28 protein-coding genes are annotated in these 23,496 nt (G+C 52.2%); 11 read left to right on the top strand and 17 right to left on the bottom strand.

What is annotated here, in order from left to right:
• The first annotated feature begins 27 nt into the window (after positions 1-27).
• The 5 genes from ECL_RS26255 (at position 28) to ECL_RS26235 (ending at position 4,420) form a co-directional block, all read left to right on the top strand.
• Entirely contained in the window at positions 28-786 is a 759-nt protein-coding gene (locus ECL_RS26255) for a hypothetical protein (RefSeq protein WP_004196325.1), read from the top strand.
• A gap of 233 nt (positions 787-1,019) precedes the next feature.
• Positions 1,020-2,318: a nickel resistance membrane nickel efflux protein NcrA gene (gene ncrA, locus ECL_RS26250; protein ID WP_004196314.1), complete on the top strand. Its 1,299-nt coding sequence runs from the start codon at positions 1,020-1,022 to the stop codon at positions 2,316-2,318.
• 105 nt (positions 2,319-2,423) lie between these two features.
• On the top strand, positions 2,424-2,693 hold the full coding sequence (locus ECL_RS26245; RefSeq protein ID WP_004196355.1) for a nickel-sensing transcriptional repressor NcrB: 270 nt from the start codon (positions 2,424-2,426) through the stop codon (positions 2,691-2,693).
• Positions 2,694-2,705: 12 nt separating this feature from the next.
• Positions 2,706-3,836 carry a Ni(II)/Co(II) efflux transporter permease subunit NcrC gene (locus tag ECL_RS26240; RefSeq protein ID WP_004196366.1) on the top strand — a complete coding sequence of 377 codons (1,131 nt, stop codon included), beginning with the start codon at positions 2,706-2,708 and terminating at the stop codon, positions 3,834-3,836.
• Between the two features lie 161 nt (positions 3,837-3,997).
• Positions 3,998-4,420 carry a nickel resistance OB fold protein NcrY gene (locus tag ECL_RS26235; RefSeq protein WP_032072095.1) on the top strand — a complete coding sequence of 141 codons (423 nt, stop codon included), beginning with the start codon at positions 3,998-4,000 and terminating at the stop codon, positions 4,418-4,420.
• Positions 4,421-4,675: 255 nt separating this feature from the next.
• Here ECL_RS26235 and ECL_RS26230 read toward each other — a convergent pair whose 3' ends face one another.
• The 3 genes from ECL_RS26230 to ECL_RS26220 all read right to left on the bottom strand — a co-directional run bounded on the left by ECL_RS26230 (position 4,676) and on the right by ECL_RS26220 (position 7,174).
• Positions 4,676-6,016: an ISNCY family transposase gene (locus ECL_RS26230; protein ID WP_000589001.1), complete on the bottom strand. Its 1,341-nt coding sequence runs from the start codon at positions 6,014-6,016 to the stop codon at positions 4,676-4,678.
• A 418-nt stretch (positions 6,017-6,434) separates the two neighbouring features.
• Positions 6,435-6,920: a GNAT family N-acetyltransferase gene (locus ECL_RS26225; protein ID WP_013087172.1), complete on the bottom strand. Its 486-nt coding sequence runs from the start codon at positions 6,918-6,920 to the stop codon at positions 6,435-6,437.
• Positions 6,908-7,174: a type II toxin-antitoxin system TacA family antitoxin gene (locus ECL_RS26220; protein WP_012540086.1), complete on the bottom strand. Its 267-nt coding sequence runs from the start codon at positions 7,172-7,174 to the stop codon at positions 6,908-6,910. The genes ECL_RS26225 and ECL_RS26220 overlap by 13 nt, the downstream gene beginning before the upstream one ends.
• 300 nt (positions 7,175-7,474) lie before the next feature.
• On the opposite strand from ECL_RS26220, the gene ECL_RS26215 reads away from it, so the two are divergent.
• From ECL_RS26215 to ECL_RS26190, 6 genes are all read left to right on the top strand, one after another.
• Positions 7,475-7,798: an ArsR/SmtB family transcription factor gene (locus ECL_RS26215; protein WP_013087171.1), complete on the top strand. Its 324-nt coding sequence runs from the start codon at positions 7,475-7,477 to the stop codon at positions 7,796-7,798.
• Position 7,799: 1 nt separating this feature from the next.
• A complete protein-coding gene (arsH, locus tag ECL_RS26210) occupies positions 7,800-8,513 on the top strand; it encodes an arsenical resistance protein ArsH (protein WP_013087170.1) in 714 nt (237 codons plus the stop codon).
• A gap of 8 nt (positions 8,514-8,521) precedes the next feature.
• Positions 8,522-9,067 (top strand): sigma-70 family RNA polymerase sigma factor, encoded by a 546-nt coding sequence (locus ECL_RS26205; protein ID WP_013087169.1) that lies wholly within the window; start codon positions 8,522-8,524, stop codon positions 9,065-9,067.
• A gap of 75 nt (positions 9,068-9,142) precedes the next feature.
• Positions 9,143-9,505, top strand: a complete 363-nt coding sequence (locus tag ECL_RS26200; RefSeq protein WP_013087168.1) for an arsenic metallochaperone ArsD family protein — start codon at positions 9,143-9,145, stop codon at positions 9,503-9,505.
• 20 nt (positions 9,506-9,525) lie between these two features.
• Entirely contained in the window at positions 9,526-11,283 is a 1,758-nt protein-coding gene (gene arsA / locus ECL_RS26195; protein ID WP_013087167.1) for an arsenical pump-driving ATPase, read from the top strand.
• Between the two features lie 124 nt (positions 11,284-11,407).
• Positions 11,408-11,944, top strand: a complete 537-nt coding sequence (locus tag ECL_RS26190) for a GNAT family N-acetyltransferase (RefSeq protein ID WP_013087166.1) — start codon at positions 11,408-11,410, stop codon at positions 11,942-11,944.
• A 34-nt stretch (positions 11,945-11,978) separates the two neighbouring features.
• Here ECL_RS26190 and arsC read toward each other — a convergent pair whose 3' ends face one another.
• From arsC to ECL_RS26120, 14 genes are all read right to left on the bottom strand, one after another.
• Positions 11,979-12,404, bottom strand: a complete 426-nt coding sequence (arsC, locus tag ECL_RS26185) for a glutaredoxin-dependent arsenate reductase (RefSeq protein ID WP_013087165.1) — start codon at positions 12,402-12,404, stop codon at positions 11,979-11,981.
• A 12-nt stretch (positions 12,405-12,416) separates the two neighbouring features.
• A complete protein-coding gene (gene arsB, locus ECL_RS26180) occupies positions 12,417-13,706 on the bottom strand; it encodes an arsenite efflux transporter membrane subunit ArsB (RefSeq protein WP_012540054.1) in 1,290 nt (429 codons plus the stop codon).
• Positions 13,707-13,753: 47 nt separating this feature from the next.
• The gene (gene arsA, locus ECL_RS26175; protein ID WP_013087164.1) at positions 13,754-15,505 is read right to left on the bottom strand and encodes an arsenite efflux transporter ATPase subunit ArsA; all 1,752 of its coding nucleotides are present in this window, start codon (positions 15,503-15,505) and stop codon (positions 13,754-13,756) included.
• 17 nt (positions 15,506-15,522) lie between these two features.
• Positions 15,523-15,885 (bottom strand): arsenite efflux transporter metallochaperone ArsD, encoded by a 363-nt coding sequence (gene arsD, locus ECL_RS26170; protein ID WP_012540111.1) that lies wholly within the window; start codon positions 15,883-15,885, stop codon positions 15,523-15,525.
• Positions 15,886-15,932: 47 nt separating this feature from the next.
• Positions 15,933-16,283: an As(III)-sensing metalloregulatory transcriptional repressor ArsR gene (arsR, locus tag ECL_RS26165; protein WP_012540252.1), complete on the bottom strand. Its 351-nt coding sequence runs from the start codon at positions 16,281-16,283 to the stop codon at positions 15,933-15,935.
• A gap of 217 nt (positions 16,284-16,500) precedes the next feature.
• A protein-coding gene (locus ECL_RS26160; RefSeq protein WP_087654045.1) for an IS3 family transposase occupies positions 16,501-17,870 on the bottom strand; the annotation gives its coding sequence in 2 pieces (ribosomal slippage) (positions 16,501-17,381 and positions 17,381-17,870; 1,371 coding nt in all).
• A gap of 221 nt (positions 17,871-18,091) precedes the next feature.
• A complete protein-coding gene (locus ECL_RS26155; RefSeq protein WP_013087160.1) occupies positions 18,092-18,316 on the bottom strand; it encodes a hypothetical protein in 225 nt (74 codons plus the stop codon).
• Positions 18,313-18,543 carry a hypothetical protein gene (locus ECL_RS26150; protein WP_013087159.1) on the bottom strand — a complete coding sequence of 77 codons (231 nt, stop codon included), beginning with the start codon at positions 18,541-18,543 and terminating at the stop codon, positions 18,313-18,315. The genes ECL_RS26155 and ECL_RS26150 overlap by 4 nt, the downstream gene beginning before the upstream one ends.
• Positions 18,540-19,271 carry a plasmid SOS inhibition protein A gene (locus ECL_RS26145; protein WP_013087158.1) on the bottom strand — a complete coding sequence of 244 codons (732 nt, stop codon included), beginning with the start codon at positions 19,269-19,271 and terminating at the stop codon, positions 18,540-18,542. The genes ECL_RS26150 and ECL_RS26145 overlap by 4 nt, the downstream gene beginning before the upstream one ends.
• The gene (psiB, locus tag ECL_RS26140) at positions 19,268-19,702 is read right to left on the bottom strand and encodes a conjugation system SOS inhibitor PsiB (protein WP_032669078.1); all 435 of its coding nucleotides are present in this window, start codon (positions 19,700-19,702) and stop codon (positions 19,268-19,270) included. The genes ECL_RS26145 and psiB overlap by 4 nt, the downstream gene beginning before the upstream one ends.
• A 37-nt stretch (positions 19,703-19,739) precedes the next feature.
• Complete coding sequence (locus tag ECL_RS26135; protein WP_013087156.1) at positions 19,740-21,752, bottom strand: ParB N-terminal domain-containing protein; 2,013 nt, start codon at positions 21,750-21,752, stop codon at positions 19,740-19,742.
• Positions 21,753-21,819: 67 nt separating this feature from the next.
• On the bottom strand, positions 21,820-22,185 hold the full coding sequence (locus ECL_RS26130) for a hypothetical protein (protein ID WP_013087155.1): 366 nt from the start codon (positions 22,183-22,185) through the stop codon (positions 21,820-21,822).
• 43 nt (positions 22,186-22,228) lie between these two features.
• The gene (locus tag ECL_RS26125) at positions 22,229-22,501 is read right to left on the bottom strand and encodes a hypothetical protein (protein ID WP_013087154.1); all 273 of its coding nucleotides are present in this window, start codon (positions 22,499-22,501) and stop codon (positions 22,229-22,231) included.
• A gap of 769 nt (positions 22,502-23,270) precedes the next feature.
• The gene (locus tag ECL_RS26120; RefSeq protein WP_071888820.1) at positions 23,271-23,468 is read right to left on the bottom strand and encodes a hypothetical protein; all 198 of its coding nucleotides are present in this window, start codon (positions 23,466-23,468) and stop codon (positions 23,271-23,273) included.
• Positions 23,469-23,496: the final 28 nt, after the last annotated feature.

Below are 23,496 nucleotides of genomic sequence, written 5' to 3'. Positions count from 1 at the left end.
TTTCTCACCACCACAGGAGCGTTGCTGATGACAACATTACTGCCGGGGGAAACCCTGGCAGCCTCTCTGGCTGAAAAAGTCAGTGAAACATGGCAAAAAATAAACACCCGCCGCAATCAACAAGAGGCGATAACGCCGGGCTGGGTTTTGCAGTCGCTCGGGCTTAAACCTGGCTCAACTGAACTGCGAAGAGCCATTTTTGAGCTGGTCAGGCGGATACCCTATCAGCTCGGTGCATGGAATGGCGAAAGCATGAGTCTGTTTCAGCAGGGCTTTGGCGACTGCCGTCATAAAGCCGCTGCTGCCGAACGACTGCTGACCGATGGTGGCATTACGGCAAAGCGAAAGCTGGTGCGGTTTGACTGGGCTGATTTGCCTGTACCTGCGGATATTCTGGCAATTTTGCCGCAAACACAGGGATTTCATGACACTGTGGCTTTTGAGCTACAGGGCAAAACATACCTGTTTGATGCCACCTGGGATATGGCCTTGCGCGGAGCGGGTTTCCCGGTGATGCCTTCCTGGGATGGCAACTCTGATACCTGGCCGGTGACTTCCCGGATGTCGACGCAGCAAACCGTACTAATGCCGCAGCCAGGGCAGGACATTTACAGCACTAACCAGATGAGCTGGCCGCAGCGCGAGAAAACCATGGCGTTTAATCAGGCACTGAATAACTGGCTGGAGGTCATTCGGGCTAACCGTGATGACTGGTGCACCATTATCCATAGTGATATTGAAGCCACCCGGTTGAGCCTGAAAACCTGTCTGGGACAACTGAGTTAATTCCCTTCTCGTCAGGAGGGGCTGCGCAGGGAAGCGGCGATAACACCTTCGACACTTTTTATGCTGCTTCAGGTATAACGCTGGGATACCTGAAGCTTTTTTATTTAACATCCAAGATAACAGACGAATCAGTATCCTCCTCACCCGGATAAAGCTTGTCATTTTTTTCAGGTCCCTCTATGCTTTGAATATCCCCCTGGGGGGGATGTGATTTCAAACCAAGAGATTTCCTGATGCTCAACATTCTTTCTAATCGTACCTATCGCCACCTGTTTATGGCACAGGTTATCGCCCTTATTGGCACCGGTCTGGCGACCGTTGCGTTAGGGTTACTGGCCTACGATCTCGCAGGTGACAGAGCCGGGGCAGTGCTGGGTACCGCGCTGGCTATCAAAATGAGCGCCTATATTCTTGTTGCGCCCGTGGCGGCGGCTTTTGCCGATAAATTCCCGCGTCGCACCATGCTGGTAACACTGGACCTGGTTCGCGCTCTCGTGGCTATCACGCTGCCTTTTGTCACCCAGATATGGGAAATCTACATCCTGATCTTCATTCTTCAGGCTGCCTCGGCGGCGTTTACGCCTACTTTCCAGGCAACTATCCCGGATATTCTTCCTGACGAACGTGAATATACCCGGGCGCTGTCTCTGTCACGTCTGGCCTACGATCTTGAAAGCGTCATCAGCCCTATGCTGGCGGCTGCACTGCTGACGGTCATGAGTTTCCACAACCTGTTTGCCGGTACGGCAGTCGGGTTCCTTGCTTCAGCAGCTCTGGTTGTTTCCGTGACACTGCCGAAGATGAAAGCGTTAACGGTCAAACGCAGCATCTATGACAAAACTACACGAGGTATGCGCATCTTCCTGAAAACGCCCAGACTGCGCGGCCTGCTGGCACTCAACATGGCCGTAGCGGCAGCGAGTGCAATGGTTATCGTCAACACCGTCGTTCTGGTTCAGGCGGACTTTGGTTTCTCACAGCGGTCTACCGCTATTGCGCTGGCCTTCTTCGGCGTGGGGTCCATGGTATCGGCCCTGGTTCTCCCCAGACTCCTCGACAACATGAGCGACCGTATGCCGATGCTTGCAGGTACGGCGCTTTTAGTCATTGGCCTGGGGTCAGGCATTTTCCTGAAGGATTACATCACGCTGGTTGTGCTCTGGGCACTGCTGGGGGTGGGCTATTCACTTTCTCAGACACCGGGTGGTCGCCTGCTGCGCCGTTCGTCAACAGCGGAAGACAGACCGGCGCTGTTTGCCGCCCAGTTTGCACTGTCACATTCATGCTGGCTGGTGACTTATCCGCTGGCCGGATGGGTTGGTGCGGCATGGGGGACACAGGCTTCATTCATCGCCCTGACTGTTGTGGCAACATTGTCGCTGGTCACCGCCGTACTTATCTGGCGTCCTGAGCATGAAGTGTACGCTCAGGTTCACAGCCACAAAGACCCGGAAACAAACAACGAATCGACCCATGAGCATGATTTCGTCATTGACGATGAACATCCGTCCTGGCCGAAGAAAGAGAAGTAATTTCCCAAAAAAAGACAACGTATCAGGAGAGGATAAGCCGATAAAAAGTGTGACCATGGCGTTGATACACATTATCTTATCCCTTCCACCTGGAGAGGATAAACCATGACCGTTCATGCATCACACCCTGACATTATTAAAAGACTTAAACGTGCCGCAGGGCACCTGAAAAGTACCATCCAGATGCTCGAAGATGAGAAAGCATGTCTGGATATCGCCCAGCAACTGCACGCTGTGGAAAAGGCGATAACGAATGCGAAGCGTACCTTAATTCATGACCATCTGGATCACTGCCTGGAGGATGCCCTTCATGCTGACCACACGGAGTCTGATAAGACGCTTAGCGAATTTAAAGAGATAACTAAATATCTTTAAGGCAAGCGAAACATGACTGATTTTTCCACTCTTTTACAGCAAGGCGTGGCCAATGCCTGGCTGTTCATCCCCAGCGCTATTTTGCTCGGTGCGCTTCACGGACTGGAGCCAGGGCATTCCAAAACGATGATGGCCGCCTTTATTGTGGCCATCCGGGGAACGGTCAAGCAAGCGGTATTACTGGGGCTTGCCGCGACAATTTCTCATACGTCTGTTGTCTGGCTCATTGCGTTCGGCGGAATGTATATCAGTCAGAAATTCACTGCTGAATCAGCCGAACCCTGGTTTCAGCTGATTTCCGCCGTCATCATTCTCGGTACGGCGGCATGGATGTTCTGGCGAACCTGGCGCGGCGAAAAGCTGTGGAAGATGGAGCAGGAAGAGGAACACAGCCACGGTCATCACGATCATGACGAAACCCGCATCATCGATACGGGCCATGGCAGCGTTGAACTCTCGATTTTCGAAGAAGGACAACCCCCTCACTGGCGTTTACGCTCGCTCAGCGGCAAGAAATGGGAAGCTCGCGACATTTCTCTGGTGACCAACCGTGGTCCAGGGACATTTTCACAGGTATTTGATTTCGTCGAAAAAGACGGGTTTATGGAATCGGCCCTGGCGATCCCGGAGCCACACAGCTTTGATGTTCGCCTGTCTTTAGGCCATCGCGGCCATGTGCATGATTATGATGTGGAATTCCGTGAACATGAACACGACCACGATCATTCCTCGCTGGAAGGTCTGGATGTTAATTCTCGCGAATATCAGGATGCTCACGAAAAAGCGCATGCGAACGACATCAAAAAACGTTTTGCGAATCGCAGCGTAACCACCGGACAAATAATCCTGTTCGGCCTGACCGGCGGCCTTATTCCTTGCCCGGCAGCCATTACCGTTTTGCTGCTCTGCATCCAGGTGAAGGAATTTACGCTCGGTGCCGCGCTGGTACTGTGTTTCAGCATCGGTTTAGCGATCACGCTGGTTTCAGTGGGCGCAGCGGCGGCTTTCAGCGTTCGTCAGGCAACCAAACGCTGGAGTGGCCTGGATACGCTGGCGCGGCGGGCTCCATACTTCTCAAGCGTACTGATTGCACTTGTCGGCATTTACATGGGCTATCACGGCTGGATCGGCGTAACGAGCTGATTTTCTCCTGTATGAATCTCACGCCTGAACCCACCAACCGGTGGGTTTTATATTTCTGAAGCCCATCATATTTTTATCCCCCTGCCGGGGATAGGAATTGAGCTTTTATAGCCGCTCATTTATCATCGACAATATCCCCCATGGGGGATGTAAAATTATAAATGGAATCTGCTATGCAAAAACAATATTTCAGTCAGTTCGTCACCGGAGTGTTACTCACTTCGTTCATCGCCATTCCTGCTCTGGCAGCGCAAGGTGGCTTCTCCGCAGAGAAAGAGCCTGTCGTCACTGAGCACATGTATGCCGGTCATAAAGTTCAGCAGGAGAATAGTCAAAGCCGGATTCAGATCGTATCGTCAATGCACGAAGGGGCGTGGATCACACTGGAAGGCAATGTTGTCAGCCAGCAGCAGGACGAGTGGTATACGTTCCGCGACCCAACCGGTACCATCAAAGTCCGCATCCCGCAGAAAGTCTGGAACGGGCAGCACTTCGATGCTCAGGACCTGGTACGGGTCAGTGGACCGGTAAGCCATGAAAATGATGGTTCAATTTTATATGTTGCAGTTATCAGCAAACCCTAAAACACAATTCTGACGGGCTATGTTTTTTTATATATATAGTTCGTCAACCAAACGTCCGCTTCTCGCTCTTAGCGGACATTAGCATAGGCTATTTACCATAACGCCGCATTACGCGTACCGCTCAGACGGCCTGAGCGCGTTTCTGACGTGTCCCCGTTAAAAACAGTAACAAACCACCCGAAAATGCACGCCAGAAACGCTACGTAAGAATCTATCCTATGACTGGATATGCACTCAACTGAATAACGCCTGGTTTCAGTCCATTTTATCGGGATCAGCCTTCTTTCTGGGTAATTTAGGGGGCTTCACTTGCTGATTACTTTGCGTGCGGCGCGTGAGCCAAGGATGGTCAGCTTTAGGTTTTACGTAGAATTTTGAGCGTAAATCAAAACGGGCATTATCCACACGTTCATGGACACTTTTTTCATCATCCAGTGGTATAGGCTCCGGGCCATCAACATATTTTTCCCATCCCAACGCTTTCCCATCATACAGAACCTTAATTTCACCGTTAAAGCTTTCGCATACCGTGACAACCGAATGCCGAAGTCGATATCCCCGGCCTTCACTGCGAATCTGAAACGCACTGCTTTTGTACTGGAAAGTGAGATTTTTGGAGAGAACGCGCTTCGCCTGGAGGCTGAAGATATAACCCAGTTCCTCTTCAGAATGGTGTACATCAAGATGGGCGTTATCAGCAATACGAGGCGGCGTAGCAAACCGGTTGTTATAGGCTTCAATAAAGGTCGGCAACCATGCGTTTGCTGTTTCAATATCACTGATACCCTGAAGCCGCATTTCTTTGACCAGCCTGTCCTGCAGTGTCTGATTGGCACGCTCTACCCGCCCTTTTGCCTGCGGGCTGTTGGCATGGATTGGCTCGATGCCCAGTGTCTTTATCGCACGTGTGAACTGAGTCAACTCTCCTTCCCGCTCCGGGTTATTTACTCTGAATATACTGTGTCTGTCAGAATAGAGAGCCAGTGGTACGCCATGATCATTAAGGTAACCCCGGAGGGTTTCCATGTAAGCCCGGGTTGTTTCTGCAGGAGCGAATCGTAGCGCCATCAGAGCGCTGGTAGCATCATCGATAAAGACTATCAGTGTGCATTTGGGGCCCCGACCTTCAAACCAGTCATGAGGCGAGCCATCAATCTGGATGAGTTCACCGTAGGATGGGCGCCGCATCCGGCGCTGATAAATTCGGGCAAACTTACGACGACGTTCGCGCCATATGCCCTCCTCTACCATCCACTTCCTGAGAGTTTCAATGGATAAACACAAGCCGTGTATCTCGCGCAATTTTTCGCACGCAAGCGTAGGTCCAAAATCAGCGTAGCGGCCTTTGAGGAGTGAAATTACTGTTGCTCTGAATTCGGTAGAAAAGGAATTATTGGGACGCTTTCCACGTCGGCGGGAAACTAGACCAGAAGGCCCTTCATTTCTATACCGTTGCACCAGACGTTTAACCTGCCGAATAGAAATGCCAATGCGTGCCGCAGCTTGTTCCTGAGTAATATGGCGATTAAGTGACTCCTGAATAATGTGAAGTCGGTCGAGTTCCTTATGACTCATCGTAACAGTCTCTTTGATCATGAAAAATCCCCCAGAGAATTGTCTGGGGACATTTTAGAATGGTTCAAAGGGGACATTACAGCTTGGTGTTAACAGGACCCATACATCTCCTTGCCTTGCGGCATCTAAGAGGCTATCCTGATGTTGTCTAGGCATACAGGTGGCCTCGTGGGTGTACTGACCCCAAAAAGTTGGACAGATTAACCGAGGCATCAGAGAAAGAGTCCATTGAATACATGGGCTCTTTTTTGTTTCCAGCTAACGCTAAATAGAGTATTCCGTACTCGAATTATCCATCCCGCCGTTTCTTTCCTTTCGCCTTACAGTCTCATCAATAACTGTTCGTCATCTTCTTTCGTGAAGCGTTTCTACTGAATTAACATTAGACGGACCATCCGATTCTCGCTCCCGGCGCTTTGAGCGTAATAGTCTTCGCGTTCTATTGAGGGAGTTTAAGAAATAATGTCCGTTGCTGAGTTTGTGATGGTTTGAAACCATGGTGAATGTAGAAATTTTTAGCTTCTTCGGTGAGTGCATGAACCATGATTGCACGTACACCAATATTCTCGGCAACCCGATAGCAACGAAGCACTGCATCATGAAGTAAATCAGCGCCAAGCCCTTTTCCGCGGAAAGAGAGATCGACAGCAAGACGGGCAAGTATAATAACAGGGATGGGATCGGGCATGTTACGCCGAAGATTGCCTGTCGCTTCTGTATGGTTGACGCTCCCGGTGGCCAGAGAGTAAAAACCGGCTACTTGTTTCGTGTCTTTTTTACACACTACAAACGTTCTGGCCGATCCGAGAGCCTGGTTTTTGAGGCCTTTCTGCTTTAACCAGTCATCCAGAACAGTTTCACCGCAAACGAATTCCGCCACCTGATGAAAGCTGGATAAAGGTTCTGGTACTGTTACACGTCCCACTGAGGTTTCCTTGCCAGCAGTTTATCTATGGCAGGATCATCTGCAACAGGGGCATCAAGCATGTCGATGAATTCGGCATATTGTTCATCGTTAAAATTAAAGACCCGGCGATCGAGGATCACGTTCTCAGCGGCCTGACAGGCCATTTCCAGGATGAAGTCTGTTCGTGATTTGTGAAGAATTTCCGCAGCAGCATCAATGAGCGCCCGCTGTGATTCCTTTGCTCTAAGATTAAGTTGAACATCTGATTTCATGAGACACCTCTGTATAGCATTTGCTTTACAAAGATAGCATAATATTCATGTATAGCAAACGTTATACAATTATTTATCTTCTTTGGTATGCGAAGTTCTGAAGTTCACTTTGCGCTAAAAGCAGCGTTAGACAAAGGAAAGAGCTTAATCCATCCAACACATTAGTCCTACAAACATGATGGCTCGCAACGATTACTTAGCCGCTCTCAACAACTCCCCAACCAGACAGATTGAAGGTTGAAAGAAAAAAAACATTTCCATTATTCTAGAAATATAGAATCATTGATTGTGAGAACGAGTATGGAACTTATCAGTGCGTCGACGGTGCTGAAAGAACTTGGGCATGCTACAAGGCTAGGGATTTACAAAAAATTGGTCAAAGCAGGGCCTCAGGGCCTGCCCGTGGGCGATCTACAGAAGCAACTTGAGATCCCAGCATCGACACTGAGTCATCATATTTCATCCCTGATATCAGTATCGCTGGTTCGTCAGGAACGTCAGGGAAGAACTCTGTATTGCCATGCCTGCTATGAAAAACTTAGTGCGCTGATTGCCTTTCTGACGGAAGAATGTTGCACAGGCGCAGATGGACTGCACAATACCAATAACGACGTCGGAGAATAATATGCCCACTGAACTTAAGAATGTTGATGCAGGCCTGTTCGATACCTCCATCACAGAGGCAAAATTCCACGTACCTGCAATTCCCCACCCTCCCCGTATCCTGATGCTGTATGGCTCTGTACGTGAACGCTCATACAGTCGACTGGCAACAGAGGAAGCAGCAAGGTTGCTGACTGCCATGGGCGCAGAGGTGCGGATCTTCAATCCATCTGGCTTGCCTCTTCCTGACGATGCACCTGAAACGCATCCTAAAGTTATGGAACTGCGCGAGCTGGTTCGTTGGTCCGAAGGGATGGTTTGGTGTTCACCTGAACGCCATGGTGCGATGACCGGCATCATGAAGGCCCAGATTGACTGGATACCACTTTCGGAAGGCGCTGTTCGCCCTTCTCAGGGTAAGACGCTGGCCGTTATGCAGGTCTGCGGTGGCTCTCAGTCTTTCAATGCCGTAAACCAGATGCGTATTCTTGGCCGATGGATGCGGATGATCACCATCCCGAATCAGTCCTCTGTGGCAAAAGCCTGGCAGGAGTTTGATGAAGATGAACGAATGAAACCGTCGTCTTATTACGACCGCATCGTAGATGTAATGGAAGAACTGGTGAAATTTACTCTGCTGACCCGAGGTAACTCAGCCTATCTCGTTAATCGCTACAGCGAACGAAAAGAGTCGGCAGAAGAACTTTCCCGGCGAGTTAATCAGAGCAAAATTTGAGGGCTGGTATGAGTGATGTAACGGCATTCAACAACTGCATGAGCGTGTTCTGGCGGCAACATGAAGCCGAACTCGCTCGATTTCTGACATCGAAGACAGGCGATAGCGAAAAAGCAGCAGATCTTCTGCAAGAGCTATTCCTGCGTGCCCGCGCTCATTCAGACAGTTTTTGTGAGATGGAGAATCCACGAGCCTGGCTGTACCGGGCTGCGAGGAACCTGCTGATTGATGAGTACCGCACCGCCAGGGATTTCGTTGAGCTGGAAGAAGATGCCCCATTAACTGACGCATCCCCTGAGGCAATCTCAACGCTGGGTATTTGCCTGCCTGAAACATTACAGGCATTACCTGAGGATGAGCGGTGGTTGATTGAAGAATCCGACCTTAACCGGCGTCCCCAGCAGTCTCTGGCCGATGAACTGGGAATCACGCTTACGGCGTTTAAATCTCGACTACTTCGGGCCAGAAAGCACCTGAAAGAAGCGATGACAGAACTTTGCCAAATTGAGGCGGATGACACTTCTTCCGTCTGCTGCCACAAAAAAATGAATTAATCGCGCATCTTTTTCCCACCATCTTCGTTTACCTCAGTGTAAAGCCAATCGACTAAACACTGAGGTAAACAGTCCATGTCAAATATTGAGATCTTTGAAGCAGCAGGCTGCTGCGCAACCAGTAGCGTTGTGGTCAGCGACGAAGCCATCAAATGGAACGCCAGCGCCGAATGGGCGAAAAAAAATGGCGTTGATATTCAGCGCTACAGCCTTGCAAAGAACCCGCAACAGTTCCTGAATACGCCTGTCATTAAAGAGTTTCTGAACACATCAGGGATGGAGTCCCTTCCTGTCACCTTGCTCGACGGCAAGCTAGTGATGGCAGGCAAACTGCCAACTCGTGAAGATATCGCCCGTTGGGCAGGTATTCCGCTTACTCAGGACTGGAGTGAAGGCAGCACGCAACCACGCTGCTGCAGCATTCCACGCATGCCTTAATTCCAGAGGAGCTATTACTGATGAATATTCCATTTTTAAAAGACATTCCCCCGTTCATCTTCTTCACTGGCAAAGGTGGTGTGGGTAAAACATCCCTGGCATGTGCTACTGCGGTATGGCTGGCCGATCAGGGTAAGAGAACGCTTCTGGTGAGTACCGATCCGGCTTCCAATGTCGGCCAGGTATTTAGCCAGACTATCGGCCACCGAATCACAGATATCAGTACCGTAGAAAATCTTGCCGCTATGGAAGTTGATCCGATGGCTGCAGCACAGGCTTATCGTGACCGCGTGCTCGACCCGGTTCGCGGGCTGATGCCAGCCGATGTGGTCAGCAGTATTGAAGAGCAGCTCTCCGGCTCATGCACCACAGAAATCGCTGCGTTTGATGAGTTTACTGGTCTGCTGACCAATCATGAGCTGCGGGAAAAATATGACCATATCGTATTTGATACCGCGCCAACCGGTCACACCATCCGCATGCTTGAATTGCCGGGAGCCTGGAGCGGTTATCTCGAAGCGAACCCTGATGCCGCTGCAAACCTTGGACCTCTGGTAGGGCTTGAGAAACAACAGCACCAGTACTCCGATGCGGTTAAAGCGCTGTCCGACGCAGCTCTCACACGCTTAGTGCTGGTTGCCCGAGCTCAGGCTTCAACGCTGAAAGAGGTTTCTCATACGCACGATGAGCTTTCTGCTATTGGTTTGCAGCATCAACACCTTGCCATCAATGGTGTGCTGCCGCCGTTTGCTGGTGAGGATGACCCACTGGCGCAAAGTATTCTGGTTCGGGAAGAAAAAGCATTACAGGCAATGCCTGATAATCTGGCTAATCTTCCCCGCTCGCAGCTGTATCTGAAGCCATTTAACCTGGTCGGCCTGGAAGCCCTGCGGGAGCTATTTACCCAGAGCAAAGCCGCACCGGCTCTCCCTGATACCACGTTGAATGTTCTGGATTTACCGAAACTGTCTTCACTGGTTGATGAACTGAGCCAAACTGGCAATGGGCTGGTCATGACGATGGGTAAAGGCGGTGTAGGTAAAACGACCATTGCAGCGTCAGTCGCGGTATCGCTGGCGAAACGTGGTCATAAGGTCCACCTGACTACATCCGATCCGGCAGCACATCTGTCTTACACACTGGATGGCTCGCTGCCCAATCTTCAGGTCAGCCGTATCGACCCGAAGGTAGAGACAGAACGTTATCGCCGCTTTGTCCTGGAAAATCAGGGCAAAGGATTAGATGCAGAAGGGCTGGCGGTGCTTGAGGAAGACCTCCGCTCACCATGCACTGAAGAGATCGCCGTCTTCCAGGCATTCTCTCGGATCATCAAAGAAGCAGACGACCATTTTGTCATTATGGATACAGCCCCAACAGGTCACACGCTTCTGCTACTGGATGCAACAGGAGCCTATCACCGGGAAATGGTGCGCCAGATGGGGCAAACGCATGACAATTTGTTGACACCAATGATGCTATTGCAGGACCCGGAGAAGACGAAGGTGATTATCGTGACGCTTGCCGAAACGACACCTGTACTGGAAGCAGCAAACCTGCAGCAGGATTTGCGTCGTGCTGAAATTGAACCATGGGCATGGGTAATCAATAGCAGTCTGGCTGCTGCGAAACCGTCCTCACCGTTCCTCGTAACCCGAGCCAGTCGCGAACTGCCTCTGATAAATGACGTTACAGAGCAGTTTGCAGAGCGTATTGCATTAACACCGCTGCAGAATGAAGAACCAGTGGGTGCAGCTCTGCTGGCAAAAATGGCAGGCTAAAAGATGGGGCTGCGGCCCCATTTCCTGCAGTCAAACTTTTACTTATACAGGCTATAAGTTTAAGTATTTAACCTTCTGTCGCGAATTCCGGTAGCTTGTAAAGCATCATTACTGGAGTAACACGATGCACATTATTAATGCTGAAGAACAGCACATTACCGCGATACGCAATATCTATGCTCACCATGTTCTGCATGGTACAGGTAGCTTCGAAACCGAACCTCCGGATACGCAGGAAATGCTTAACCGACTGAGGAGCATTCAGTCTCGGGGATTTCCTTGGTATGTCGCTCTGCATGGCGATACGGTCATCGGCTACTGTTATATTTCCCGTTACCGCGAACGCCATGCCTATCGGTTTACAGTTGAAAATTCGATATATATTGATCCGACTTATCAGCGCCAGGGCGTCGGAAAAGCACTGCTCAATCATGCATTAAAATGGGCCGAGTCCCAGGGATATCGTCAGATGATTGCTGTCGTAGGTGACAGCGCTAACGTCGCTTCTGTTGCGCTTCATATCCGCACAGGATTTACTGAAATAGGCACATTAAAAGACATTGGTTTCAAACATGGCCGCTGGCTTGACACGGTTTTGCTGCAAATGAAACTTGGTGAAGGGAATCGTACTCTGCCAGAAGATTCAGATCTTATGCTCTGAGGCAGGAATAAGGGGGCGTCTGCCCCCTTTATCTTTATTTCAATCGCTTACCTGTTTCATCAACGACTTTCTCGCCGTCTTCCTTAGCAAATGCGCCTTTTTGCGCATCCGGAAGAATATCCAGCACCACTTCGGAAGGGCGGCAAAGGCGCGTTCCCAGCGGTGTCACCACAATCGGACGGTTAATCAGGATCGGATACTGAAGCATAAAATCGATTAACTCACCGTCAGTAAACTTATCTTCAGCAAGCCCCAGTTCTTCATAAGGCTCGACGTTTTTGCGCAGCAAAGCCCGGACTGAAATGCCCATATCTGCAATGAGTTTGACCAGCTCATCGCGTGAAGGTGGATTTTCAAGGTAATGAATAACGGTCGGTTCATTACCACTGTTGCGGATCATCTCCAGCGTATTACGCGACGTGCCGCAGGCCGGGTTGTGATAAATGGTGATGTTGCTCATATCAGTATCTCATTACAAAGTGAAAGAGAGACGTAACGCCAGCGCTGCCAGCGTTACAAACAGCACAGGCAGAGTCATGACGATCCCGGTGCGGAAATAGTATCCCCAGGTGATGGTCATATTCTTCTGTGAAAGGACATGCAGCCAGAGCAGCGTTGCCAGGCTACCTATAGGTGTAATTTTCGGGCCCAGATCGCAGCCAATCACGTTGGCGTAGATCATCGCCTCTTTAATAACGCCAGTTGCAGTGCTTCCATCGATAGAAAGAGCGCCAACCAGCACGGTAGGCATGTTGTTCATGATGGAAGACAGGAAAGCCGTCAGGAAGCCAGTACCCAGCGTCGCAGCCCAGAGTCCTTTATCCGCCAGTACGTTCAGCACTCCTGAAAGGTATTCGGTTAGCCCGGCGTTGCGCAGACCGTAGACCACCAGGTACATCCCCAGCGAGAAGATGACGATTTGCCAGGGTGCGCCACGCAGCACTTTGCCGGTGTTAATGGCATGGCCTCGTTTAGCTACCGCAAACAGGATCACAGCACCAACAGCCGCAATCGCACTAACGGGAATCCCGAGCGGCTCGAGGACGAAAAAACCTACCAACAGAAGAATCAAAACTATCCAGCCGGTGCGGAACGTAGCAGGATCTTTTATTGCTTTTGTCGGAGCTTTCAGGAGCGCCAGGTCGTAAGTCGGTGGAATATCTTTGCGGAAGAACAGATGCAGCATCGCCAGCGTGGCGATAATAGCGGCAATATCAACCGGAACCATCACCGACGCATATTCGGTGAATCCCAGACCAAAAAAGTCCGCCGAGACTATATTCACCAGGTTCGACACGATAAGCGGCAGGCTGGCCGTATCGGCAATAAAACCGGCTGCCATGACAAATGCCAGTGTCGTACCTTTGCTGAACCCTAATGCCAGCAGCATGGCGATGACTATCGGCGTCAGAATAAGTGCCGCACCATCGTTGGCAAACAGTGCCGCCACCGCCGCACCGAGCAGAACGATATACGTAAAGAGCAAACGTCCACGACCGTTACCCCATCGGGAAACGTGCAGCGCTGCCCATTCGAAAAAGCCGGATTCATCAAGCAGCAGGCTGATAATAATTACGGCAATAAAGGTCGCCGTAGCGTTCCAGACGATATTCCACACCACCGGAATATCCCCCACATGCACAACGCCAGATATCAGAGCCAGTCCCGCGCCCAGCATTGCACTCCAGCCGATCCCTAATCCCTTTGGTTGCCAGATAACCAAAACAATGGTCAGGACAAAAATAGCGCCTGCCAGTAACATAAAACCTCCTGACAGGGCGACTTTGCCGCCCTGTATATGCAAAAAAATTAACTCATCAACTCTCTGAGCTTTTCAATACCAGCTGGCTCTGACGTCAGCACCGGAACAAGCGCTATACGGTTAGCGTACTGATTCTTAACAGCCTCAATCTGAGGCTGTTCCTGACGAGCACGCTGGCAAAGCAACGGAGAACGCGTATCCGCAATGGAAAGGCTGTTATTGATAATCCAGCCCCACGGATGAATCCCCGCTCTTTCAAGGTCAGCCTGCAGGTTTGCCGCTTCCAGCACCGGTGTGGTTTCAGGAAGCGTAACCAGCAGAACTTTGGTTCTATCCGGATCCTGAAGCTGCATCATTGGGGTAGTAAAATGACCTTTACTCCCCATTTTTTTGGCAATCTCTCGGTGGTAAGCCCCGGTCGCATCCAGCAGCAACAGCGTATGTCCCGTAGGGGCAGTATCCATGACCACAAACCGTTTACCCGCTTCACGAATCACCCTGGAAAAGGCCTGAAACACGGCTATTTCTTCAGTACAGGGAGAGCGTAAATCCTCTTCCAGTAGCCGTTTCCCTGCTTCGTCCAGATCTCTTCCCTTCGTCTCAAGAACATGCTGGCGATAGCGTTCGGTTTCATCGTGAGGGTTGATGCGGCTGACCTGCAGGTTTTTGAGGCTGCCGTTCAGCGTTGTACTCAGGTGCGCAGCAGGATCAGAGGTCGTAAGATGCACGTCAAATCCCATGTCTGCCAGCCTGACGGCTATAGCCGCAGCCATCGTGGTTTTCCCTACACCACCTTTTCCCATCAGCATAATCAGGCCGTGTTCACTGCGAGCGATATCATCGACCAGGCCAGAGAGTGATAAGTTTTCAGGCGTGTACAGGATGTTCGTTACCGGGAGTGGTAATGTCTCAGAACGGGTATCCAGCAGTCCCTTCAATGCTGAAACACCAACCATATTGACTGGCTGTAGTAATAGGGTATCTGTCGGCAACTCAGATAACCCGGAAGGAAGATTTGCCAGCGCCTCCTGCTCTCGTTGCCATATCGCAGCGGCCAGGGCGTCATGTTCAGCTTCGGCTTTAGGCAGCACACGATTAATGACGAGATACTGATTTTTAAGGCCAATGGCTGACAGTTCTTCATGAGTGCGGGCAACTTCCTGCAATGTGGATTTTTGCAATCGCGCGACCAGCACCAGGCGAGTACGTTCAGGATCGGATAATGCCTCAACTGCATGAGCATATTGCTCGCGTTGCTTTTCCAGCCCGGCCATTGGGCCAAGACAGGAAGCACCATCCGGGTTACTTTCGATGAAGCTGCTCCAGGCTCCGGGAAGCTGAAGAAGGCGAATAGTGTGGCCCGTTGGGGCAGTATCAAAAATGATGTGATCGAAGCGGGTCAGCAGAGAAGCGTCTGTCAATAAGCCGGTGAACTCATCAAACGCCGCAATCTCAGTGGTACAGGCTCCTGAAAGCTGTTCACTGATGCTGTTAACAACGTCATCAGGCAAAAGACCTTTAATAGGGTCAACGATTCTGGCGCGGTATTGCTGGGCGGCGTCCTGCGGATCAATCTCCAGTGCGGAAAGTCCATGAACTGCTGTCACAGGGCGAATCGTGTTACCGATAGCCTGATCGAATACCTGACCGACATTGGAGGCTGGGTCGGTACTGACAAGCAAAACCCGCTTACCCTGTTCGGCAAGGCGAATAGCCGTCGCGCAGGAAATGGAAGTTTTTCCTACACCTCCCTTGCCAGTAAAAAACAGGTAAGGCGGGATATTCTGTAAGAATTTCATATGTCCTCCTGACATACTCAGCAACAGGAAGTATTACCACCACAGCAACTGATGGGAGCTAGCCCTACCTTCTCCAGCGGAATACCGAACCAGCGAGCCAGCTCGGCGCGTTTTGGGTATCGCCCTGCCATCACCGTTTCACCGTCCAACAGCAGTAACGGAAGCCCTTCTGCACCAGATGCTTCGAGGAATGCTTTCGCTTTCTCATTCTGAACAAAACTCATGGGCTGCTGCGCCAGGTTGTAACGTTCAACCTGTACGCCACGTCCTTTCAGCCACTGCACATCAGCAGAAAAATCAACCAGAACCTGATCGACATCTGAGCCACATACGCCGGTACTGCAGCACATTGCCGGGTCAAACACCGTTAACGTTTTCATTCTGAATACCTCACATTCGAAAAATCACATATATTAAGGCAAATTTTTTAGATACAAACAGCCTTACCGCTGCCAGAGCAGTTTGCTGATGCCAGCTTACGGGCGATGGCTTGCACGTCGTCCTGTTGGCTTAACCAGGCCAGCTCAATTACTTGAGCAGCCCAGGAAGGAATTTGCGGAGAAAGGCGGTAATGAACCCACTTGCCCTGTTTGCGATCCAGCAATAGTCCACTTTCCCGGAGCATTGCCAGATGGCGGGAGATCTTGGGCTGAGACTGTTCCAATGCAGTGCAGAGATCACACACGCACAGCTCCCCCATCTCCCTGAGCAGCAACACGATACCCAAACGGGTTTCATCGGAGAGGTATTTGAAGAGTTGTAGGGTAGTTAGTTTCATCAGTACTCCTTCTCATTTGGTAACAGGATACGCTCTGGGAATTTAAAATCAATAACACATGTGGAAAATCAGATGTATTGATGGCCGGTGACGCAATGGTCACGAATACCAGACGCTTTCTTTAACTCAATTAGCCTTAAACGCAAGAACTCAGAGCATACAAATCACTCATATTTAAACGCTTTCTTTAAAGCTGCATCAACTAAAAATCGGCTGATTAAATGCGCAATGGATGGAATTTCAGACGGTATTCAACTGGGCTGAGACCGTTAAATTTAAGGCTGATTCGCCGGGTGTTGTAGTACCGAATGTAATCCTCAATAGCATCCTTAAGTTCATCTATATCCTTAAATTTACCGAGGTAAAAGCATTCTGATTTTAAAGTCCCGAAAAAGCATTCTGCACAGGCGTTATCCAGGCAGTTACCTTTGCGGGACATACTTTGCGTGACGCCAAAATCGCGGAGCTGATACTGGTACCATCGATGACGGTACTGCCAGCCCTGATCTGAATGAAGAACTGGCTTGCTGTTTGGATCCATTCTGGCAAATGCCTTAATCAACATCTCATCAATCATCGGCATGGTTGGGCGTTCTGAAATACTGTAGGAAATAACTTCGTTATTGAAGAGGTCGATGATGGGAGAAAGATAGAGTTTCCGGCCATTTACAGCGAATTCAGTGACATCGGTGACCCATTTTTCATTGGGCCGGCTGGCTTTGAAGTTTCGTTGCAGGATATTGTCAGCAGCGCGCCCATGTTCACCCCGCCATGAACTGTAACGCTTAACTCTTATCGCAGCTTTGAGACGAAGCACATTCATCAGACGTTGAACCACTTTGTGGTTCAACGCTCCTCCCTCTCTTCTGAGCGCCAGTGCTATCCGCCGATAACCATAGCGGCCCTGGTTCTCATCATAGATCTCTTTGATTCTGCATTTCACTTCATCGTATTTTCCCGGAGAGCGGAGTGCTTTCAGGTGATAGTAAAACGTACTCCTGGGTATCTGAGCTATCTGCAAAAGCTGCTCGAACGAATAGTGCTGCCTCAGTTCGTCGATAATTCTGACCTTATCCCTTATCGAACTAAGGCTTTCAACTTTTTTAAATAAAGTATCCGTAATTCCAGGCGGCGGACTTTTTGTTCAAGTTCCTGAATACGTTTATCTTTCGAACGCTCCAGTGCTGCCTCAAGCGCAACAGGATCATCAATCATATGAAGTGCCCTTTTTTTGCCAATACGGAGAGAACGAAGCCCTTCCTCTCCATGTTCGCTGAAGACCTTCATCCACTTCCCAACAGAGGCCGAACCCGCGACGTTAAATTTCGCTGCAGCCTGCGTCTGGGAAATCTGCCCCGTCAGTACAGCCTTTACGGCTTCGACTCTGATATCGGGAGCGATTGATACGCCCTTATCCCTGGGCTTCAGACCTTCTTCTCCATAAGCATCATAGGCTGCAACCCATATTCTTACCTGGGTTCTGGGAACGTTAAAGCGAGCTGAAGTTAAACGATAGCCTTCATCGGTAGCGAAATAGTGCATAACCACTTCGAGGCGCTGTTGAAAGGTGTACTTACGTCTGGACATGGGACTCTCCAATTTGAGAGTCCAACTAAATGGGTGCAGTGCATGGGTTAATGAAAATTAACTACGGGGCTTTCTGCTTTCTGCCACACAACACGGCAACAAACCACCTTCACGTCATGAGGCAAAAAGCCTCAAGCGCCATCGCCATTATATCCCGTTGTCGATCATCTGCCCAGGAATAACAGGCTGAAAACTGTATAAATCCTCAACGTTTTTCAGCGTCATCCAGTTCCCGAATATCCCAGAGCCTCACGAATTTCAGCGGCTCGCTGTTCGCTTCCGGCGGCCACGCCGGCGTTATAGACAAGGCTGATCATCGACTGCACTGTTTCCCAGTCATCCCGCTCCAGCCGGGCATCAAGACGGTACAGGATCTTCCCGCTTTCAGCATGCCGGAACACGGTACCCGTTTCTTTTTTGTCGAACCTTCGGCTGATAATGCTCAATATCCCTCCCGGTTATCCGTACCTTCTGACCACTCGCGGATCTGGTCTTCGAGCGCCTCAAGATGCCTGTCTATACTCTCAGCCAGCTGCTCGCTTTCGGTTTCCAGCCAGCCACTGAGTCCGTCCCACTCGCAGCTCATCTCTTTCAGCTTTGCCGACATGGTACGGAGCTTGTTACGCTGGCTGCGGGCGACTTTCAGCTCCGTCTTGCAGGGGTTATTTCTCATTCTGCCCCCTGCAGGTACCGCAACTTGTTCGGTACCTGCCAGCGCTCAGCAGTACGGACAGATTCCGGAGTCTCCCGCACGATAAACGGGATTTCGTACATCACTGCATACAGTGGCTCACCGCTGATGCGAAGCCAGTCAAGTTCCTTCAGCGACGTGAACCGCGACTGCCAGCGCCAGAACGGTCCGGCAAGCTCTGCCGCGTCAAACTCGTCGCTCCACCGGGTGTACCAGGTGCAGACGGTTTCCGGTGACTGAAAATTCAGGTCGATTTTCGCCTGCTCCAGCAGGTTCTGGCGCAGTTTCCAGCGCTGTTCGTACTCACGAGACTGGCGGCGCATCTGACGCGTGGTCTTAATGCCGGACCTGTGCAGTCGTCGACCCGTGCGGGTGTGCATGACCTCAGGAAACAGTTCGGCCTGTACGTCAATTGTGAGCGGCAGCGGGCAGGCTTCGCCACTGGTGGCGATCATCGTGTTAAGCGCCTCCTCGACCTGTTTCAGGTTCGAATGACGGTTATTTGGCACCCAGTGCAGACCAGGTATTTTATTGGCCACCGTGGCGTTGAGACGTCCGCTGCCCGTGAGAAGACGCAGAAAGGTACGCACATACGGCATGGCGGGCAGTCGTGCGCCGCGTTCGCGGGCAGACTCAACATGGCTGATAGCCTGTATTGCAGCCTGACGGGCTGGCTTCAGGGAAACGAGCGCGTGTGAGGACGGGATCATGCTGTCACCTCTCCGCTCATCAGGTTCACCACGGTGCGGGCAGTGCAGTTAAAGCGGCGCATACCTGCCAGCTGCGCGATCAGCGGGTTTATCCGGTCAGGCTGGAGCGTGTCGCTCTGGTAAAGGGTACACACCACTTCCCCGCCGGAGGAGAGCAGCACCAGAAGCCAGTACGGTGAGACTTCGCCGGAGCTGCACACGCACAGATGCCAGTCATCACTGCCGTCCGCGCTGAAGCGGCACTGGACGGGGAAGAAGCCGCCGAACTCGCTGCGGTATTCGGCGCAGACGCGCCATCCTTCTGGTGTGGACAGGAGGCCGGTCACGGTATCGCTGAGAGCGCGGCGCGCGTCCTCGCCCTGCTGACGGATAAACTCCAGGTCGGAGGCGGTCAGTTTGTTGATTTGGTTCAGGTCATATTGCATAGTCATGTCTGTTCCCGCCGCCCGAAGGCGGCGGCCTCCGGTATTAAGCAGCGTGGTCAGTGGTGTGAGCGTCGGTTTCGGTGGCTTCTTCAGCCTCAGCGGCTGGTGATGTGCGCACCATCCAGTCAGGCAGCCAGCCCTGAGCATTCAGATCCTGCTCGGCGGCCTTCGCCGCATCGCGGCGCTTGAGCTTCACAATCTCTCCAGCGCGGGCACTGAGTCCGGCTTCTTCGTAGGCTTTGCCAATCTGGGGGATGGTGAGCTTGCCGAAGTAGCTCTCAGCATCCGGCTGCCACCATTTGCGCAGGTCAAAGTCCAGCGCCGCTTCCAGCCCGTCCAGTTCGCTTTTCTGCGTATGGTTGTACATACGTTCCTGAATACCGTTGATACCGTGCGCTGCACAGAATCCCAGCAGGGTGTTCACCTGCTCCGCTGACCATGAAAGCAGCCAGGTGAAATCGAGATGCCAGTTTTCGGGCAGCGTTGCCTGAAGCGCCTCTTTCTGCGCTTTGAGCGCCGTCAGCGCCTTCCCTTCTTCACCGGATGGAGCCAGTGATGCAAGGTGATACTGATTCGAGGACACGGAGGCTTTCAGCGGTTCGCTGCGTTTACCGTAGCTGCGATCAAACATACTGAGGCACAGTGTCCACGTCAGGAGCGCCACCGATACGTCGGGACGACCCGCCAGTTCGGCCTGAACGGCGAGAGTCCGTTCGGCTGACATAGCTTTTACCAGCGTTGCCGGATAAGCGTCGGCGGGAATTTCAGGCGTGGTGTGTCTGATCACATTGCTTTCACGTTCCTGACGCGCCTGTTCTTCAGCTACCCGGTCTTCGTCGGTCAGCTTGCGGATACCAGGCTGAACCTGAAAATTGCTACCGTCCCATGACACCCAGATTCCGTGCGCGGCGCGAAATTCCGGCGTGGCTTCGCGGTACTGCGCCTCGCAGTAAATGTCATCGATATCCTGCTGAAGCTCGTATTCGTCATCGTAGCTTTCAGTGGCTTCCATTTGTTCTTCCAGCTCACTGACGCGCTTCTGTTCTTCTTCCGTCAGGACAGCTTTCGGCATCGCAAAACGGTACTGTTCACCGTCCTCACCGCTGGCACGCAGTTCCGTCATACGGAACTCAGCCCAGCCCCAGCCCTGCTCCTGCTTAACGCGAGCGGCGAGCACGGTGAGCTTGCCAGCCAGCAGAGATTTAACCAGCGCCGCATCGGCAAAGGTGCTGTCCTTGTCGCTGAACAGGTCGGCGGTCAGCGTACCGCCAGCGGCGGTATAGGCTTCCTCACCCACATACTCAAACATCGGGTGACTGATGGCCATCTTGTCGTCGGTCACCATTTTGCGCAGAGTCTGTACGGCAGGATCGCGCCACTGTTCAACAGCCTCTTTCCAGACCTGCTCCTGACGCTCATGGGTATCAGCAAGTGTCAGGACTTCACACTGTTCAAGGGAGATTTCATCCCGCGCCAGCGCATCCAGCAGGGAGGGGGCAAGATTCGCCAGCTTCAGGCAGCGCTGAACGTGGCGCGGGTGATAGCCCATCAGTGCGCCGATCTGAGAGGCCGTTTTACCTTCCTGCTGAAGGGTACGAAAACCGATAATCTGCTCGGCGGGATGCATGTTTTTACGTCGACCGTTCTCGATCATCGAGGCCGCCACAGCCATCTCAACGGGCAGGACTTTCACCGGAACAAACGGCGTGTCTGCATCGAGCACACCGCGCATCACCAGAATGCCTGTGCCTCTGCGACGACCTTCCCCGCCGACAATGCCGATCGTACCGTCCGGCAGTTCTGCACCGATCAGGTTCTGGAGGATGCCCATTGCCTGAATGCTGTCTGCCATCTCTTCCACTTCCTGATCGGTATGCGGAATGATGCGCGTGTTTAAGTCAGTGTGTGACAGGCGGGAGTACGGGAAGATTTGCACGGGCGTATCAGCGAGCAGCTGGACGAGCTTCTGCTCGGTAGACTGCGCGATTTTTTCCGCAGATTTTGTCTGACGGGTGGTCCTGGCTGGTTTTTTTGCCGTAGTATTGGTGGCGACCATGATTTTTACCTCTCAGTGATAGTTGTGGTTAGCCGTGGCCGGATTGCCCTCCGGTCACGGCACTCGGTTAACCGGTAATGCGTTTCGGGTGTGCTGCCAGTGCTGCAAAGGACGGATAGCCATCAAGAACCTGCATCATGACTTTTGCCCCTTCCAGCATCGCGTTATCCGTTACGCTGCCGCTGTTTTCACACACGTTGATCGTTGCCACGATCCCCGATTTCACATCTGAAAAACGCTCATACATGCGGTTGCTGAACAGGACACGTTTGCCTCCTGCCATCACTTGCCAGTTGTTGCAGTCGTTAAATCGGGTGTCCACGTTGTCAAACTCGACCACGTGGGTGTCGCTGGCCTGAATGCGCAGCAGCTTCACGATTTCAGTGCTCTGCCCGACCTTACGGGTCGCCGGACGGGTGTTAAGGTTCTGCATGTTTCCTCCTTCTCTGGGTTAAGGCCGGACATCCGGCCTCCGGTTAAAGCTGCACGTATTGCAGGTTGCGTTTCAGTTCAAAAAGAAAATCCGGTTCAAACGACCAGTCGCGCCAGTTAAGCGTTCCGTTGGTGCGGATCTCCACCTGAACGTCTCCGTATCGGGACACATCGGACAGGGTGACGGTGACACCCGCTTTCAGCGAAGTGGCCTGAGCCACCCACTCCCGTGCGACAGAAACAGGGTTTTGTTCTTCCCCCATCTTCCTGGAAGATTCGGGAGCGGCGGTTTTGACGTTGACGTTTCGTGTGTGCATCCTGGTTTTCTCCTGTGGTGATGGTTGTCCATCTCCCTGGTGAGTTCTCTCGCGGCAAAGGGCAAAGGAGCAACGGCGAAGGGAGGAAGGAAAGGGGCGGAGACTAAAGTTTTTGCGGCACGCAAAAAGTTTTGGCGGAGTGCATTTCACCCCTTGGATGACGACCCGACGGTGCTACGACAAGCCCTCCGCGTGAGGACGCACGGGGGATGGCTTCACCGGGGGAACAGGATGCACACACCCGACACGTCGGAACGGCGTGGCGCCATTAAAGCGACGGCATCAGCCGGCGCGGTGAAGGCGTTCCGGACGGCACGGCCGGAGAAGCCGCAGCCCTTGACCTTCGCCATCAGACCCTAGCGTCAGCCCGAAACCCGGAGGGGTTCGGCGGAGCCCGGCGGGTGCGCAGCGGCCGCCCTGGCGGAGTGGGGCTCGACGACCGGACAGCAGCGCTGGCCGGGAGCCGAAGGGGGCCAGAAGTGGGATTCAGGTGTTTTCAGAGGATTTGCTGATCGGGTTTCAGAGCCGCCACGCCACGCCACGCCACGCCACGCCACGCCACGCCACGCCACGCCACGCCACGCCACGCCACGCAGGACCGTATCCGTGACAATTTGCCCTCACAATGCCTTTCATCTGCATCTCTCCGGGCTTACATCCGGGCGGGAGGGGGCAGCGCCGCAGGCGCTGGCCTTACCGTCCGTCAGCCCGAAGGGATGACAGGGTTTTCGCGCGCGAACAGGCGGCGCCTATGCCCCGCCCGGATTATTTACTGTGCATCCCCCTGACCGCCCTGGAGAATGAAGTGGCCGCAAAGATAGACGGCGCACTGGCGGGTAGCCGATTCGCAGATCTCTTCAAGCACTTTAGCTGTGGTTACGGGGCTGAGTCCGGATTCGCGACGTCGCTCGTTGATAAGTGTTTTATACTGGCGCAGGATGCTGCGGGTTTCCGGTGACAGTTGCAAGGTGTTCTCCTTTTGTTCTGTTTCCGGA

Source organism: Enterobacter cloacae subsp. cloacae ATCC 13047, assembly GCF_000025565.1.
Lineage (GTDB): Bacteria > Pseudomonadota > Gammaproteobacteria > Enterobacterales > Enterobacteriaceae > Enterobacter > Enterobacter cloacae.
This window is presented reverse-complemented; position numbering and strand designations above follow the sequence as displayed.